Annotated in this window: 12 protein-coding genes; 3 read left to right on the top strand and 9 right to left on the bottom strand. The window is 48.2% G+C overall.

Going from position 1 to position 14,133, the window contains the following annotated elements:
- Positions 1-61: 61 nt before the first annotated feature.
- The 7 genes from CLC91_RS04530 to CLC91_RS04500 form a co-directional block, all read right to left on the bottom strand.
- Positions 62-1,078: a response regulator gene (locus CLC91_RS04530; protein WP_095497989.1), complete on the bottom strand. Its 1,017-nt coding sequence runs from the start codon at positions 1,076-1,078 to the stop codon at positions 62-64.
- Between the two features lie 238 nt (positions 1,079-1,316).
- A complete protein-coding gene (locus CLC91_RS04525; protein ID WP_095497990.1) occupies positions 1,317-1,700 on the bottom strand; it encodes a hypothetical protein in 384 nt (127 codons plus the stop codon).
- A 160-nt stretch (positions 1,701-1,860) separates the two neighbouring features.
- Positions 1,861-2,181, bottom strand: a complete 321-nt coding sequence (locus CLC91_RS04520) for a DUF2956 domain-containing protein (protein ID WP_095497991.1) — start codon at positions 2,179-2,181, stop codon at positions 1,861-1,863.
- A 17-nt stretch (positions 2,182-2,198) separates the two neighbouring features.
- Complete coding sequence (locus CLC91_RS04515; protein WP_095497992.1) at positions 2,199-2,684, bottom strand: YeeE/YedE family protein; 486 nt, start codon at positions 2,682-2,684, stop codon at positions 2,199-2,201.
- A gap of 4 nt (positions 2,685-2,688) precedes the next feature.
- The gene (locus tag CLC91_RS04510; RefSeq protein ID WP_095497993.1) at positions 2,689-3,108 is read right to left on the bottom strand and encodes a YeeE/YedE family protein; all 420 of its coding nucleotides are present in this window, start codon (positions 3,106-3,108) and stop codon (positions 2,689-2,691) included.
- Positions 3,109-3,397: 289 nt separating this feature from the next.
- Complete coding sequence (locus tag CLC91_RS04505; RefSeq protein WP_095497994.1) at positions 3,398-4,450, bottom strand: efflux RND transporter periplasmic adaptor subunit; 1,053 nt, start codon at positions 4,448-4,450, stop codon at positions 3,398-3,400.
- A complete protein-coding gene (locus CLC91_RS04500; protein ID WP_095500061.1) occupies positions 4,447-7,764 on the bottom strand; it encodes an efflux RND transporter permease subunit in 3,318 nt (1,105 codons plus the stop codon). Before CLC91_RS04500 ends, CLC91_RS04505 begins: the two co-directional genes overlap by 4 nt.
- Positions 7,765-7,877: 113 nt before the next feature.
- Between CLC91_RS04500 and CLC91_RS04495 the strand changes: the two genes are divergently transcribed.
- The 3 genes from CLC91_RS04495 to CLC91_RS04485 all read left to right on the top strand — a co-directional run bounded on the left by CLC91_RS04495 (position 7,878) and on the right by CLC91_RS04485 (position 10,297).
- Positions 7,878-8,186 carry an ArsR/SmtB family transcription factor gene (locus tag CLC91_RS04495; RefSeq protein ID WP_158220695.1) on the top strand — a complete coding sequence of 103 codons (309 nt, stop codon included), beginning with the start codon at positions 7,878-7,880 and terminating at the stop codon, positions 8,184-8,186.
- A 17-nt stretch (positions 8,187-8,203) separates the two neighbouring features.
- On the top strand, positions 8,204-8,395 hold the full coding sequence (locus CLC91_RS04490) for a YgaP family membrane protein (protein WP_095497997.1): 192 nt from the start codon (positions 8,204-8,206) through the stop codon (positions 8,393-8,395).
- 243 nt (positions 8,396-8,638) lie between these two features.
- Positions 8,639-10,297, top strand: a complete 1,659-nt coding sequence (locus CLC91_RS04485; RefSeq protein WP_095500059.1) for an FAD-dependent oxidoreductase — start codon at positions 8,639-8,641, stop codon at positions 10,295-10,297.
- On the opposite strand, the gene CLC91_RS04480 is transcribed toward CLC91_RS04485, so the two are convergent.
- A complete protein-coding gene (locus tag CLC91_RS04480) occupies positions 10,294-12,657 on the bottom strand; it encodes an alkaline phosphatase D family protein (protein WP_095500058.1) in 2,364 nt (787 codons plus the stop codon). The two genes, CLC91_RS04485 and CLC91_RS04480, sit on opposite strands and share 4 nt — an antisense overlap.
- Before the next feature lie 88 nt (positions 12,658-12,745).
- Positions 12,746-14,107, bottom strand: coding sequence for a Gfo/Idh/MocA family protein (locus CLC91_RS04475; protein WP_095500057.1), 1,362 nt, complete (start codon positions 14,105-14,107; stop codon positions 12,746-12,748).
- Positions 14,108-14,133 lie beyond the last annotated feature (26 nt).

Here is a 14,133-nt window from a genome sequence, read left to right as displayed (position 1 = left end):
TGTTATGGCAAACTCTTTGGTTGTCTCATTGTATGGTGATTTTCCTATTCAGGTAAAGCCACTATTGAATGTTACAACGAATCTCTTTTATTTCTTCAAAACAGGCTTCAAACGCCTCGACCACATTAGGGTCGAAATGACTGCCAGCATCGGCTTTCAGAAGGTCTAACGCTTTATCATCACTCCAGGCCGTTTTATAAGGTCGAGGGCTGGTGAGTGCGTCATAAACATCCACAACCGAAACAATTCGAGCTGAGATTGGAATGCTTTCGCCACTCATGCCGTTAGGGTAGCCACTGCCGTCCCATTTTTCGTGATGATTCAGCGCAATTTCTTGCGCCAATTTCAGTAAAGAAAAGTTGCTTCCCTCGAGGATTTTCGAACCGTATTCACTGTGACGTTTCATTTCTTCCCACTCGTCGGCATCCAGTTTTCCGGGTTTCAAAAGGACTTTGTCTGGGATACCAATTTTACCAATATCGTGCATTGGCGATGCGTGAAAAAGCAACTCACACCAATTAGTTGGCATGTTCATTTGTTTTGCAACGACGCGTGCAAACCAGCTGATTCGTTCAATGTGGGAGCCTGTGGTGTTGTCTTTGTATTCTCCTGCGAGCGCCAGCTTTCTCACCACTTCTAAGCGGGTGCTCTCAAGCTCCTTTGTTCGCTCCCTTACCATCACTTCCAGTGTTTGGTGTTGGTGATGCAATGCTAGGTGAGTTCGAATTCGAGCTTTTACGATGGATGGGCTAATCGGTTTGGTCAAGTAGTCGACGGCTCCTAATTTAAACCCTTGCTCTTCATCTTCAACTTGATTATTGGCGGTAACAAAAATGATGGGAATGTCGGCGGTTTTTGGGTTCGATTTAATCTGCTTACAGACTTCATAGCCATCCATTTCGGGCATGATAACGTCCAGCAGAATCAAATCTGGGTTATTACCATTGGCAAGTATTGCGAGTGCTTTGTCGCCGCTGGTGGCCGCTTTAACTTTGTACTGAGTTTTCAGCAAATTCATTAAAATATGAATATTGTCTGGAGCATCGTCAACAATAAGTATGGTTGGTTTGTCTGGCATAATTCTCCCTGAATCTCCGCCACCGTGCGATAAAGAAGTGAGTAGGATCTTTTGGGTGGTGGCAGCGCCCCGTCGATACACAGCTAAAATTAGCATAGACGATGGCGTTTGTTAACGTTTGTGAGCAGGATTAATAAGTTAAAAAGCAAAGGCCGAACTCAGGCGACTGGGTCTTTGCTAATAAAAATGCCAGCGTTCATATAGAATGCTGGCATTAAGTAAGTGGTATGAGGATTGCTTAGAAGTCGTAACGGGTTAAGCTCGCCACCTGACCACAAATCTCGCTGATGGTGTCTTTATCGGTATCGGCGATGAATTGCTTGGCGTAGCTTTCAGCTTCTTCGTAGTCCGCTAAATTCTTATCCGCAAATAAATCAATGCTGTCATCGTGCGCATAGTAGTTAAAAGCAGGACGGGACTCTTTGGGCGCTAAACCTTGAGCAATACAGGTATCAACAATCCGCGCTGAGGTCACATAACGTACGTACAGCTCATCAATGGATGGACCAATGGCATCAAAACCGGCTTGAACGCCCGGACGGCTTTGAATGCTGTCCGCGGTTGCGATTGGACTTAAAAAAGAAACAATGATGAGAATACTAGCTGTTAAGAATTTATTCATTATTCGACTCCGTGCCGTTTATTTCGTAATCAGTATAGAGAAAGAATATTGAATGGAAGCTTAACCGGCAGTGTGCTGGTGTTAATTAATTGTGTGCTACTTGTAAAAGAATGGGTGACCTCATTGTTGTCAATGAGGCCAGTAGCTTATTGAGCGCATGTTAGGAAGCCAAGGTAAAAAGTATAAACCCCAGCCAACTGAGTGCCAGCAAGGCCCAAGGTAAACGTGCTGTTTTGTTGACAACCGGCTGCGTTGGTGATTCAGCCAAAGGTTGCGACGGTTGTTTTTGCTTAATGGCCTGTTTTCGTTGCTTGTCTCGTTGGCGCGCCTGCGCTTTTTGGCGTTTCTTATATTCAGCAATGCCTTTTTCGATACCTTGAGCAATTAACTTGGTTTGCTCTTTTGTTTGGCCGGGCTTTTGAGTGGCTTTGGCAACTTGCAACGCTTGCTGCTGAGTTTCGGTGGAGACTTTGTTTTTCATAATGACTGGGGTCTTTACTAGGATTTAACAGCGCTACGCCGATAGCCCACGAAAGGCAGTGGTAAACGACCGTTAAGGTATTGGCCCGCTGCGATCATTCCAACGAGCATGCTAAGCACAAACCCTAACATGATATTGGTACCTCCGCCTAGACTGGCAATAGCAGGACCCGGACAAATACCGACTAAGCCCCAACCCACACCAAAGATGGCCGCTCCAGACAGTAGGGTTGAGTCGACCTTGGTTGAGGTTGGTAGGCTAAATTGTTGAGCCGCCAAAGGTTTTTGTTTTGGTTTGATGATGAAGTGATAAACAGGAGCATAAACCAGCAAGGCGCCGGCCATTACAAAGGCTAAGCTTGGATCCCAATGGCCGCCGATGTCTAAAAAGGCCAATACCAATTGCGGATCCGTCATATTGGAGATGATCATTCCTGCGCCAAATAACAACCCTGACACCATTGAGACTGCTATTGAATATAAGCGTATTGTTGATTCAGTCATCTGCTCAGCCTCCAATATGTCGAACAATGAATACCACTACCATTGCAGTGGCCATAAAGGTTATGGTTGCGGCCAGAGAGCGTTTAGAGAAACGGCCTAATCCCGCAATACCGTGGCCACTTGTGCAGCCATTACCTAACCGAGTGCCAAAACCAACCAACAAACCGGCAAAACACACCAGTGCTAAACTGTTATTGCTTACGTCGGGTAAGTCGAATCCCAAAGGTTTAACCAGAAACAGGCTTAACACCATGCCGGCTAAAAATGTGGCGCGCCAACTGGAATCATTTTTTTTCGGGTTTAGTAGACCAGCAATGGTGCCGCTGATTCCGGCTACTTTGCCACTAAATAACATTAATATTGAGACAGATAACCCCAATAGCATTCCTCCAATAAAGGAGTCCCACGGTACTGAAAATTCCATTAAAGGTTCCACGTAACTATAAATTGAGCTTAAGTATACAGAATATTTAAATTGGCCATATTCGTTTCATAGTTAAGAAGTGAGCTTATGCCTCAGTTTCTGAGTTCTATGTTTCAGTAAAGGACGCACGGCAAGCAGGCTGCTTGCTACATATACCTATCCTAGAAAGGAAAAACTTTGAGGCATCAGAGAAAAGGGGGGGGTAACGCAAAGAAGTGCACTTTAGAGGTCAATTCGAAAATTTGCAAAAACAGAAAGGCACCTCTTATAGGGTGCCCAAATGCTTTGGCTAACGGATCTGTGGTAGCACCATTTGTTCGCCGGCTTGCAATCCAGATAAGATCTCGCGTTTGCCCTCGTATCTTGCTTGACTTACCTCAACGATTCGACGACTCAGACCCTTTTCGGTTTTGATGTAAACCATTTGCAGTTGTCCTTGGCGGACTATATAGGCATCGTCAATCAACAGTGCATCGCGAGTCTCGGTCGGAATTTGCAGACTGGCGTATAGTCCGGGGCGTAATTGCGGCGCAGCCTCGAGTTTGGCCTTAATCGTGACGCTGCGACTGTTGCTATCGGCAGCAGGTACCATTTGGGTTATCAAAGCGTGAGTGGTCAACTCCAACGCTGGGATCTCAGCAGGCAGATTTTGGCCTACTACTAAGTCCACCGCCAAGCTTTCACGAACTTTGGCTTCGACTCGCAGGGCCTGCGGGTTATACAGGCTTAACAGAGGCTTACCCGGATTGGCCATGTCACCCTCTTCGGCAAACCGATCGACAATCAGGCCGTCTATAGGCGCTATGATATGGCGATAGCTTAGGTTAACTTTAGCTTGGGATAGAGCCTGCTCCGCTTGTTTTTCCTGAGCGGTTAAGGTGTCCAACTGAGCTTGAGCGTGATCCCGTTCGGCCTTCGATGCTAAGCCTTTAGCGGCTAGCTCGCTAACCCTTTGGTTTTGACGTTCAGCGTCTCGGCGTTGTACTTGAGCGGCTTTCAGTTGAGCATCGGCTTGGGCTAACACCGAGCGGCTGTCCTCTTGCTCTAAAGTGATCAAGGTTTGTCCAGCGATGACGGAGTCTCCTGCACGCACTTGAATCTGGGCGATACGTGCCATCACTTGTGAGGATAAGTCGGTATTATGCTCAGCGGCCAAGCCCGCGGCGACCGTCTCAAAACCTTGTAACTGGGTTGGACTTAGCGTTTGCGTCTCGATATTGTTATCAAATGGTGCCGCTGCTTGTTGGCCTGGCTGGATTTGCTCGTTAAACCCACCGGCCATCCACATTATCACAATCACCAGCATGGCGATTGCTGCGAGGGTTAAGCTAATACGTTTCATGAGACTTCCTTTAAGGTTTTCGTTGGGTTTGATTGGGGTTTGTCGAATACCAGTAGGTAAACTATAGGCACCACTAATAGTGAAAATAAGGTGGAAGCCAAAATGCCGAAGATAATGGCCAAGGCCAGTCCACTGAATACGGGATCGAGGGTAATCACCAAGTTGCCTAGCAAGGTGGTACCAGCGGTCAGGAGCACGGGCCGCAATCGTTCATCACCGGCTTGCAGTAAGGCTTGCTTAATGGGTACCCCTTGCTTGCGTTGCGCGCCAATGAACTCCACGAGAATTAACGAATTGCGCACGGCGATACCGGCCAGAGCTATCATGCCGATCATCGCAGTAGCCGTGAACAGCACAGGGTCTGGCGCGCCGGCAATTACTCGCTCGCCAAACTGATTCATCAGATAAAAGCCTGGCATAATGCCAATCATTGTCAGGGGAATCGCCGACATGATAATCCCTGCTAGCGCAGCGCTTCGGGTTTGCCAGCGCAGCACCAAGTAGATAGCGGTTAAGGCAAAGGCAAAGGCGATACCCATGTCGCGGAACACCCGTATGGTGATCCTAAGCTCACCCTCGCCTGTCCAACTGACATGGGTGCCCGGCTTCATTTGCCAAGGAATATTAGCACCGTTATTGAGATACGAACGCGACTGCCAATCTGGGACAGGCTCGTTCGTGTCAGTTTTGTCCTGATCTGCATTGATATCGGCTATCACCTCGGCAGGGGTTCGACCGTTAACCTCAGCAGTGACATAGATCACTGGGCTTAAGTCCTTACGGAATAGAGTGGCATCTACCGGTTGGCTATGCCATTCGCCTAATTCCGCCAGTGCAACCATAGCCCTTGGGCTAGCATCCAAACCATTTCCTTGGTTATGCTGCTCAAAGCCAGCCTGACCTTTTAACTGCAAAGGGCCAAAGTCGCTAATCTGACTGCGTGAATCACGGCTAAATTGCAATACGATTGGCGTCGGTTCAGCTTCGTGGGCTAAAGGCCAGTAGCTGGCCACCAGACCTCCATTAGCCAGCTGCAAAGCCTGATTCACTTGCTGAGTAGACACCCCAGATTGAGCAGCCTTTTGCTTGTTAACAACAAAGTTCATTTGTTCTTGGTAGCGTGACAAACTCGAGTCTACCTCAACCACGTGCGCTTCTTGGTTTAAGCGTGCCATTAGGTTTCTCGCGCTTTGCTCGGCGATACCAGCGCTCACTAACGGATCGCGGCTAACTTCGGCCACTAGCGTACTCATCACAGGAGGACCCGGTGGCACTTCTACCACCTTGATGCGTTCATCGCCCTGATTAAAATGAGCCAAATGTTCACGCAAGCGCAATACGACGGCGTGCGACTGATGACTGCGCACCAATTTATCGGCGAGGGTTAAGCGAAGCTCGGCTTGATACCACTGATTGCGTTGGTAATAGCGACGCACTAAACCGTTGAAGTCCATTGGTGATGCCTCACCCACATAGGCGGCAATCGCGTCCACCTCGTTAAGCTCGGCAACTGCATTTGCGACCGCCTGAGTCTTGGCCGCGGTGGCTTGTAAACTGGCGGATGGTGGCATGTCGATGATCACCTGCACTTCGTTCTTGTTGTCAAAGGGCAGCAGTTTTAAGGGAACTAAGCGCATCGCCGGTAGAGCAACAGCCAAGGCAAACAAGCCCAGTACCAACCACAAGCTCAGTTTAGCGGCTTTGCGCGAATCTAACAGCGGCGTTAGCACTCGAGTGTAAAGGCTTGGTTTAAGTTTACTGGGTTGTTGGGATCGCTGCTTGGGTTTTAACCAAGCCTTGGCTAACCAAGGGGTGACCAACAAAGCAACCAAGGTAGAGACGGTAACGCTAACGGGTACGTTAAATGCCATTGGCGCCATATAAGGGCCCATCATGCCGGTAATAAAAGCTAAGGGCACAAACGCGAGCACAATCGTCAGGGTCGACATTAACAGTGCTGGGCGGATTTCCGACATGGCTTTAGTGATGCTATCGCTGACCTTATCGGCGGACTTGCCTAAGTTGCGTTCAATGTTATCCACACCGGTAATCGGGTCGTCTACCAATAAACCCAAAGACAAAATTAGTGCAAACAGAGTGACTCGGTTAATGGTGTAACCAAAGGCCCAGTCCAGTCCCAGAGTTATGCCATAACAGATCGGCACAGCCAAACCCACTACGATAGCGGCGCGCCAACCCAAAAAGAGGCCGATGAAAACAACCACAGTCGCCACAGCAAATGCCAACGAGGCGGTTAGGTTGTTGACCTTTTCGTTGGCGGTCTGGCCGTAGTCGCGCAATACCTCAACCTTTACCCCTTGTGGTAACCACTCGCCTTTTAGTTGTGTCATCAACTGGTGAACTTGATTAGCAATTGTGACTGCATTGGCCCCAGGTTGTTTGGCTACTGACAAGGTCACCATGGGGTACTGTTGGCTGTTTTCGTAAGCCTTTGGGCTATTATTAGCAAACTGAAGCCATTGGTATTGCTGGGCTTGTTCAGGGCCATCCACCAAAGTGGCGATATCCCCTAATGATACCTGAGCACCGTTCACAACGGCGACAGGCAAGGCTTCTAAATCGGCTTTGCTGCGCGCCCAGTCACCGCTTTCTAAGCGAATTTGTTGGTTGGCAAGGGTTAGCTCACCGGCGTATTGGCGGACGTGGCTCTGACGTACCGCGTTAATCACTTCCTCGGTAGACACCAGACGTGCCGCCATCGCACTTGGGTCAAGCTCCACTCGCAATTGTCTCTTTAAGGCGCCAACTACATTCACTTTACTCGTATCAGCTATCGCTTGCAGTTGAATCGCGACTTCTTGGGCTAATCGCCCAAGCTGATAAGCATTAACCTGCTGCGGGTTGTCGCTCCAAAGGCCTAACGCCACCACAGGCACATCATCCACTTCCATCGGCTTTAACTGCCAGTCGCTAACAACTGCAGGTATTCGATCCAAGTTGGAGTGCAGCTTATTGTAGGTATTTAGCAGGGATTGCTCGCGGGCTTGGCCGACTTCAAAGCGCAAAGTCACCATTGCCATGCCAGCGGAGCTTTGGGAGTAGATGTGTTCTACACCTTTAATTTGGTTCAGCAGTTTTTCCAGTGGAATGCTGACTTGTTTTTCCACCTGCTGGGCGGATAGGCCAGGAGCGAGCACTTGCACATCGATCATCGGGACTCGAATTTGCGGCTCTTCTTCCCTTGGGGTGAGCTGCAGTGCCAGCACGCCCAAAACCAAAGCAGTCACCAAAATCCACAGGGGCAGGCGACTTTGCAAACTGGTTTTGACCATTGTATCGATCGGGTTAGACATAAAGTTACTTAAATTTAAGAGTTGACATTCTTACATTATAATATTGTAATATCATTATGCAAATGCAATCCGGTACACTCCCGAAATCGAGTTTGACGATTAACGAGGAAACTATGACGGCTAAAGGCAATATGAGCGTAGAGGCTATGGAGCAAAAGTGTGAAATGGTGGCGCAAGTGATGAAAGCCTTATCGCATCCCAAGCGGCTGTTGATTCTGTGTCACCTAGCCCAAGGAGAGCGAAGCGTTAGCCAGTTAGAATGCTTAACCGGTCTTTCGCAATCTCAAGTATCTCAGTTTTTAAAAACCATGACATTACAAGGGCTGATTCAGGCGCGAAACGACGGTAGCTTTAAGTATTTCTCGGTGGTCGATAAAGAGTTGGAGCGGTTATTGGAAGCTTTGCATCAAGTGTATTGTTAAATCGCGAGGAGTAAATCATGACAGTAAACGAAGGATTACGATTGGTCGCAGGCAGCGTGTTATTGCTATCATTGGCACTGACCATTTGGGTCGACCCTATATGGGTATGGTTAAGCGTGTTCGTAGCGCTGAATCAGATTCAGTCGGCCTTTAGCAGCTGGTGCCCAATGATGTGGATTCTAGAAAAGTTAGGGTTGGAAAGGGCGTAACTCATGCAGTGCTGGCCGCTGATTAAACGGAGTGCAGGTTGTGCACATTCAAAGTCACAAAAGGAAAACATCCAGTGATAGCGGCTTATGTGCTCGAAATCTATCAATGATTTCACGGCCATAATTAACGACGACATGGGATTAAGTATATAGATATTATGATATTAAAAAATGTTAATGTGATTGCGAAATAATGATAGATTACCCTAATGCTTATTAATCCCCATTAAAGTGAGTAGCTAAGTGACCAAGATTGTAATAGTAGGTGGTGTAGCCGGTGGCGCAAGTGCAGCGGCTCGAGCGCGTCGCTTGAGCGAAGATGCCGAAATAATCATGTTTGAGAGAGGGGAGTACGTTTCCTTTGCAAACTGTGGCTTGCCCTATCATATCGGTGGTGACATCAAAGAGCGCAGTAAGCTGCTTTTGCAAACTCCCGAGAGTTTTTTGGCGCGATTTAACGTCGATGTGCGGGTCAATTCAGAGGTGATTGCTATTGATAAGGCGAGCAAACAGGTAACAGTTAAACGGGCATCAGGAGAGGAGTATGAAGAGTCGTACGATTACTTGCTACTAAGCCCTGGTGCATCGCCGATACTGCCTCCTATTCCAGGTTTGAATAATCCGTTAACCCATTCGCTTCGCAACATCCCAGATATGGATAGAATCTTGGCGAGCTTATCTGAGCATAAACCACAGCACGCAACGGTTGTTGGCGGTGGTTTTATTGGGCTAGAGGTGATGGAGGCATTGCAACAGCTTGGGATTGAGACCACCTTGCTTGAAATGGCGGATCAAGTGATGACTCCGGTGGATCGCGAGATGGCGGGATTTGCCCACGCTGAGATTAAAGCTCACGGCATCGATTTACGCTTAAATACCGCCCTTACAGCGGTTCAGCAACAACAGGTTGATGGTCAATTAAGCGGCTTACAATTGTCATTAAACAACGGCGACACCTTGGATACAGGCTTGCTGATTATGGCCATAGGGGTACGCCCAGAAGTTGAGCTTGCACATAAGGCGGGACTGGAGATAGGTGCCTTAGGTGGCATTACTACTAACTCCCTAATGCAGACCAGTGATCCCAGTATTTTTGCAGTTGGCGATGCGGTTGAAGATCAAGACTTTGTTACCGAGCAGCCAGGGCTTGTGCCTCTAGCTGGGCCGGCTAATCGCCAGGGGCGCATGGCTGCCGATAATATGCTAGGTCGTCAGCAGCACTATCGTGGCACTCAAGGTACTGCGATCGTTAAGGTGTTTGATTTGGCGATCGCCAGCGTCGGCAAGAGTGAAAAAACATTAGCGCGCGATGACATAGCCTATGAGAAAGTTTATGTTCATGGTGCCAGTCATGCCAGCTATTACCCAGGAGCGGAAATGATTTCTTTGAAAATCATTTATTCGCCTACGAGCCTAAAGATTTTAGGTGCCCAAGCCTGTGGTAAAGACGGTGTTGATAAGCGTATTGATGTGTTGTCGGTGGCGCAAAGAGCCGGAATGACGATAGAAGATTTACAACACCTAGAACTGACCTATGCTCCACCGTTTGGTAGCGCTAAAGACGTAATCAACCAAGCGGCGTTTGTCGCCAGTAATATTGTGGCGGGCGATACTAAAGCCATTCACTACGACCAAGTGGATAAGTTGAGTGATGAGCAGCTATTGCTGGATGTTAGAAACCCAGGGGAACTCGAAAAATTGGGTCACATAGAGGGCGCAATAAACATTCCCGTTGATCAATTAAGACACCGGCTTGGCGAGTTACCAAAAGACAAAGAAATCATTATTTACTGCCAAGTAGGGCTTCGTGGAAACGTGGCCTACCGGCAATTAGTAAATAACGGTTTTAAAGCCAAAAACTTGCTCGGCGGTTATCGCACTTATCAGTTTGCCAAAGCTTAACTGCGAGAGCCGTTTACTTGGTTTCCTTGTTGAGCAATGGTGACCGGCCAGCCTGCAAATTGGTTGCTGTCATCATTGCTGAGTAGGTTGGCTAAAAAGCGGTAGGCTTCAATTTGGTAGGTTTTTTCCTCAGTGTTAAAGCGTATCACTCCGAAGCCACTGCCTTTTTGTTGCGCTTTTAGGTAACGGTTCGATGCGGTTGCCGCTATGGGATTGGCCACGGCATAAACGTACATCTTATTACCAAATGCGTCTAAATATTCGCCGGTATTCGCCAAATTATGGTCGGGTCGGTTGCTGTGGGGCAATCCAATGCTATCGGGAATCCACCAACGCGGCCAACCTGCGGCGATTGCCGGTGTGCAAAAGACCCAGTTACTGTCTCTTTGTTGATGCACACCGTATTGGCTTAAGCTGCCCAAATGGGTATCGCCACATATGTGCAACGCCTTGCTATCACGCATAATATCAATGGCTCGGTTGCGAGCTGTTGCTGGCCAGCCGCTGCAATCGAAATCGTATTTAAGGTACCTGTCCGGTCGTGGTTGGTGGGTTGAGATACCACTGAACACCGTTTGGCTTAATACGGCTTTGAGTTTATGTCCTCGCCAGTCAGCTCCCCAGCTTGCTAAGAACTGTTCTTGACGGGCGCCGAGCAATTGCAAATCAGGGTGATCAAAGTCGGGGTTAATCAGGGTTGGTGGCTCGTTTTCTCCACTTACTCCAACCTTGATATTTAATAGCTCAGGCCCACTTTTCCATTGCCTATCCGCGATAATTGCAAAGCTCACGTTACCGTAAATCAAATCGGTAAAGTACACACTGATGTCGCGCAGGGATGCTTGCTTGTCATAGGGGAGCGGATGATGGGCTGTATGGGTTTTGTGAACCGTGTTAATCATTGCGACATTGGCAATGTAACCACCGGCATTATCGGTACGCCCCGATGCCACGGCAACATTACTCATAACCTCACCGCCATTACCCCATAAGTTACCCTGAAAAACATCGTGATCGTCCGGAAGTACAACGGTGGGTGCGTGACGCATGGACTCTCTAAACGCCCAACCAAACTGGTAATATTTGCGCAGGTAATTAAGTATCGACTTATCGGTGGGTTGGTAAACCACGCCATAGCCACCGTGGTTCTCGTAGAGTTGATCACCGGAAAAGTAAAGCATATCCGGATCGAGAATACCTAAATTGTTAGCAACCGGTGCGTAAGGAAAGGCGTAATCGTTTTGGCAAGTGAGGGCAGCCAAAGTGAGAGGGCGACCAGAATATTTGGGATCGGCCTTTATTGTGCCTTCAAACTCATCAACTTCGATGCCACCATCCCGCATGAGCTCGTTATACAGCAATCGATAGCGCACATCGCGGCGAGCTGGCCAATTATTGATGGTGAAGGTTGCTAGCCAAGCCTGTTGGTCAAGGGGCTCTTCAGCCAATGTTTGCCAGCGACCATCTTGCAGAACTTGTAAGGTAATCCGTTGTGGCTCGTCAATGTTTAAAGGGCCTGTAAGGGCAGACATTCTAAGACTATGGCCGTTCTCTGTTTGGCTGTCATTTAAGGTGTACATTGCCCATAAAATCGGGCCGAAGCGTTGACTGGCTTGATGGCTAAAGGCATCACCGCTGATTAACCAATCGCTGAATTGATAGCGGCAGCCTTGGGGGATGTTTGGTTTGTCGGTACTGTTGGCAAAATTGCTAACCAAAGCAACATTACCCGTTAAAGACTGCGCCTCGACATGATGGCTCATGGTTGCAAGACGTTCTTGAGTGGTCGCGTCGTACACGGTTAAAACCAGTAAACACACACCCTGCTTTGGTTGTCCAGATAGGTGTAATTTGAGGGGGGTGCTAGAGAGCGGAAAGTTCGCATTAACACGCTTGCGCCCAATAAACATTTGCTTTTTACAAAGGCCAATATCAATGCCTTTATGAATAAAGCAATTGGCTCGATAATCATCGATATCGCTGCTAGCACCCAACCGTATGCCGACACCGCCATCGTTAGTACCGGTTTGAATTTGCTCGACGTCTACCGAAAGCTCAAATGGGCTATTGGGGTCTCGTAACTGTGTGGTGAGTGAATGTAAGCTGCGATTACCACCGCTTGAAAGGCATTGCGCTTTTCCGTCCTGTAACTGCCAATCTTCCATGGGGTTAGCCCAGTATTCAGCGCCAATCCAAATGCGATCTTTACTGTTACCCCAGTTGCTGCTTAATGTTTTTTGGGCGCTGTTTTGGTGTTTACTGTCATCCTTCGTTGATTGACAACCAATGGAGCTTGTCAAAGCACCGGCTAACCCAAGTTTTATAGCATTACGACGTGTAAGCCTAGGTTGTTTCGACATGATTGGCGCATCCAGCGTTAACGATCCTTGGATAACGATGATGCGCAATCAATTGTTAATTGTCAACAAACCACTGTTCGAAAATCCCCTAGTCAACAATGGCCAGAGGTTTGCCGGTTTTCCAAATTCCTCGAGTAAAATCGGGGAAGTCTTTTGAGTTACTTCTATCGGCTACAGAAGCTACCGATAGCGGCATTACCGCAGACCAAGCCGCTCCGTCATACACGTCTTGGTCCAAAGGTTCACCATTACGTAGGCAGTAAATCATGCGCCAACACATTAAAAAGTCCATTCCGCCGTGGCCACCATTGCGTTCGGCTTCTTTACCCATTCGTATCCAAAGTGGATGATCGTATTTTTGGTACCACGAAGTCATTTCATAGTCCCATTCGTGGAAGTTACCACTGCCTCCATTTTCCAAAGCAATCCGGTTAGGAAACCCAGCAAATACGCCATTAGTGCCTTGAATTAAGTTGTGACGAGAGTAGGGCCGGGGCGTGGTGGTGTCGTGCTGCACCATGATACTGCGACCCAGTTTGGTCTTAATAAGGCTGGTGTTCATATCGCCACAAATGTAGTTCATTTGATTTCGAGAGTGATCAGCGGGAAATTCCCTTTTCGCATAGGCGTTGCGACCAATTGCTGGAGAGCTGGTTGAGGTAAGGTAGTCGAAACGGTCGCCTCGATTAATATTCATGTATTGAGCAATCGGGCCCAAGCCGTGAGTAGGGTATAGGTTACCGTTCATTTTGGAGTGGTAAGCGGTACGCCATGAACCGGTTTTACGTTCAATTTCTTTCATTTGCCAACGCAATTCATGGATATACGCCGCTTCACCATGCAGCAGGTCACCGAACAGGCCTTGGCGGACCATGTTGAGCGCCATTAACTCATCTCGGCCATAACAAACATTTTCCATCATCATGCAATTTTTTTGGGTCTTCTCAGCGGTGTCCACTAAGTTCCATAGATGCTCGATAGTGGTGGCCATAGGCACTTCAACAAAAGCGTGTTTACCCGCCAACATGGCGTCTTTAGCCATGGGATGATGCCATTGCCAAGGGGTACAAATAACCGCTATGTCGACATTGTCGAGGGCCAGTAAATCACGGTAGCTTTGTGAGTTATCGGAAAAGTATTGTGGGGTGTCTCTACCATACTGTTCGCTGGCGGCTTTTGCACGCTCCAATACTAGTTTGTCGATGTCGCATATGGCCGTGATTTTGGCTCCATCAATGCGATTGAAATGATGCACAAAGCCGATTCCTCGTTCCCCGACGCCAATAAGTCCAATACGGACTTCATCCATCTTAGGGGTTACCAGCCCCATTACGGATTTTCCTAAAGGTTTAGGGGCGATGGCACTGCTGCTTGCACAACCGCCTAATGCGGTTGCAGCTGCTGTGGCTATCGAGCCTTTTATAAAGGCTCGGCGATCGAAATTGGACATCATAACTCCTTGATTAGTGGTTCGAC

The organism is Paraferrimonas haliotis, assembly GCF_002282895.1.
Classification (GTDB): Bacteria; Pseudomonadota; Gammaproteobacteria; order Enterobacterales; family Shewanellaceae; genus Paraferrimonas; species Paraferrimonas haliotis.
This window is presented reverse-complemented; position numbering and strand designations above follow the sequence as displayed.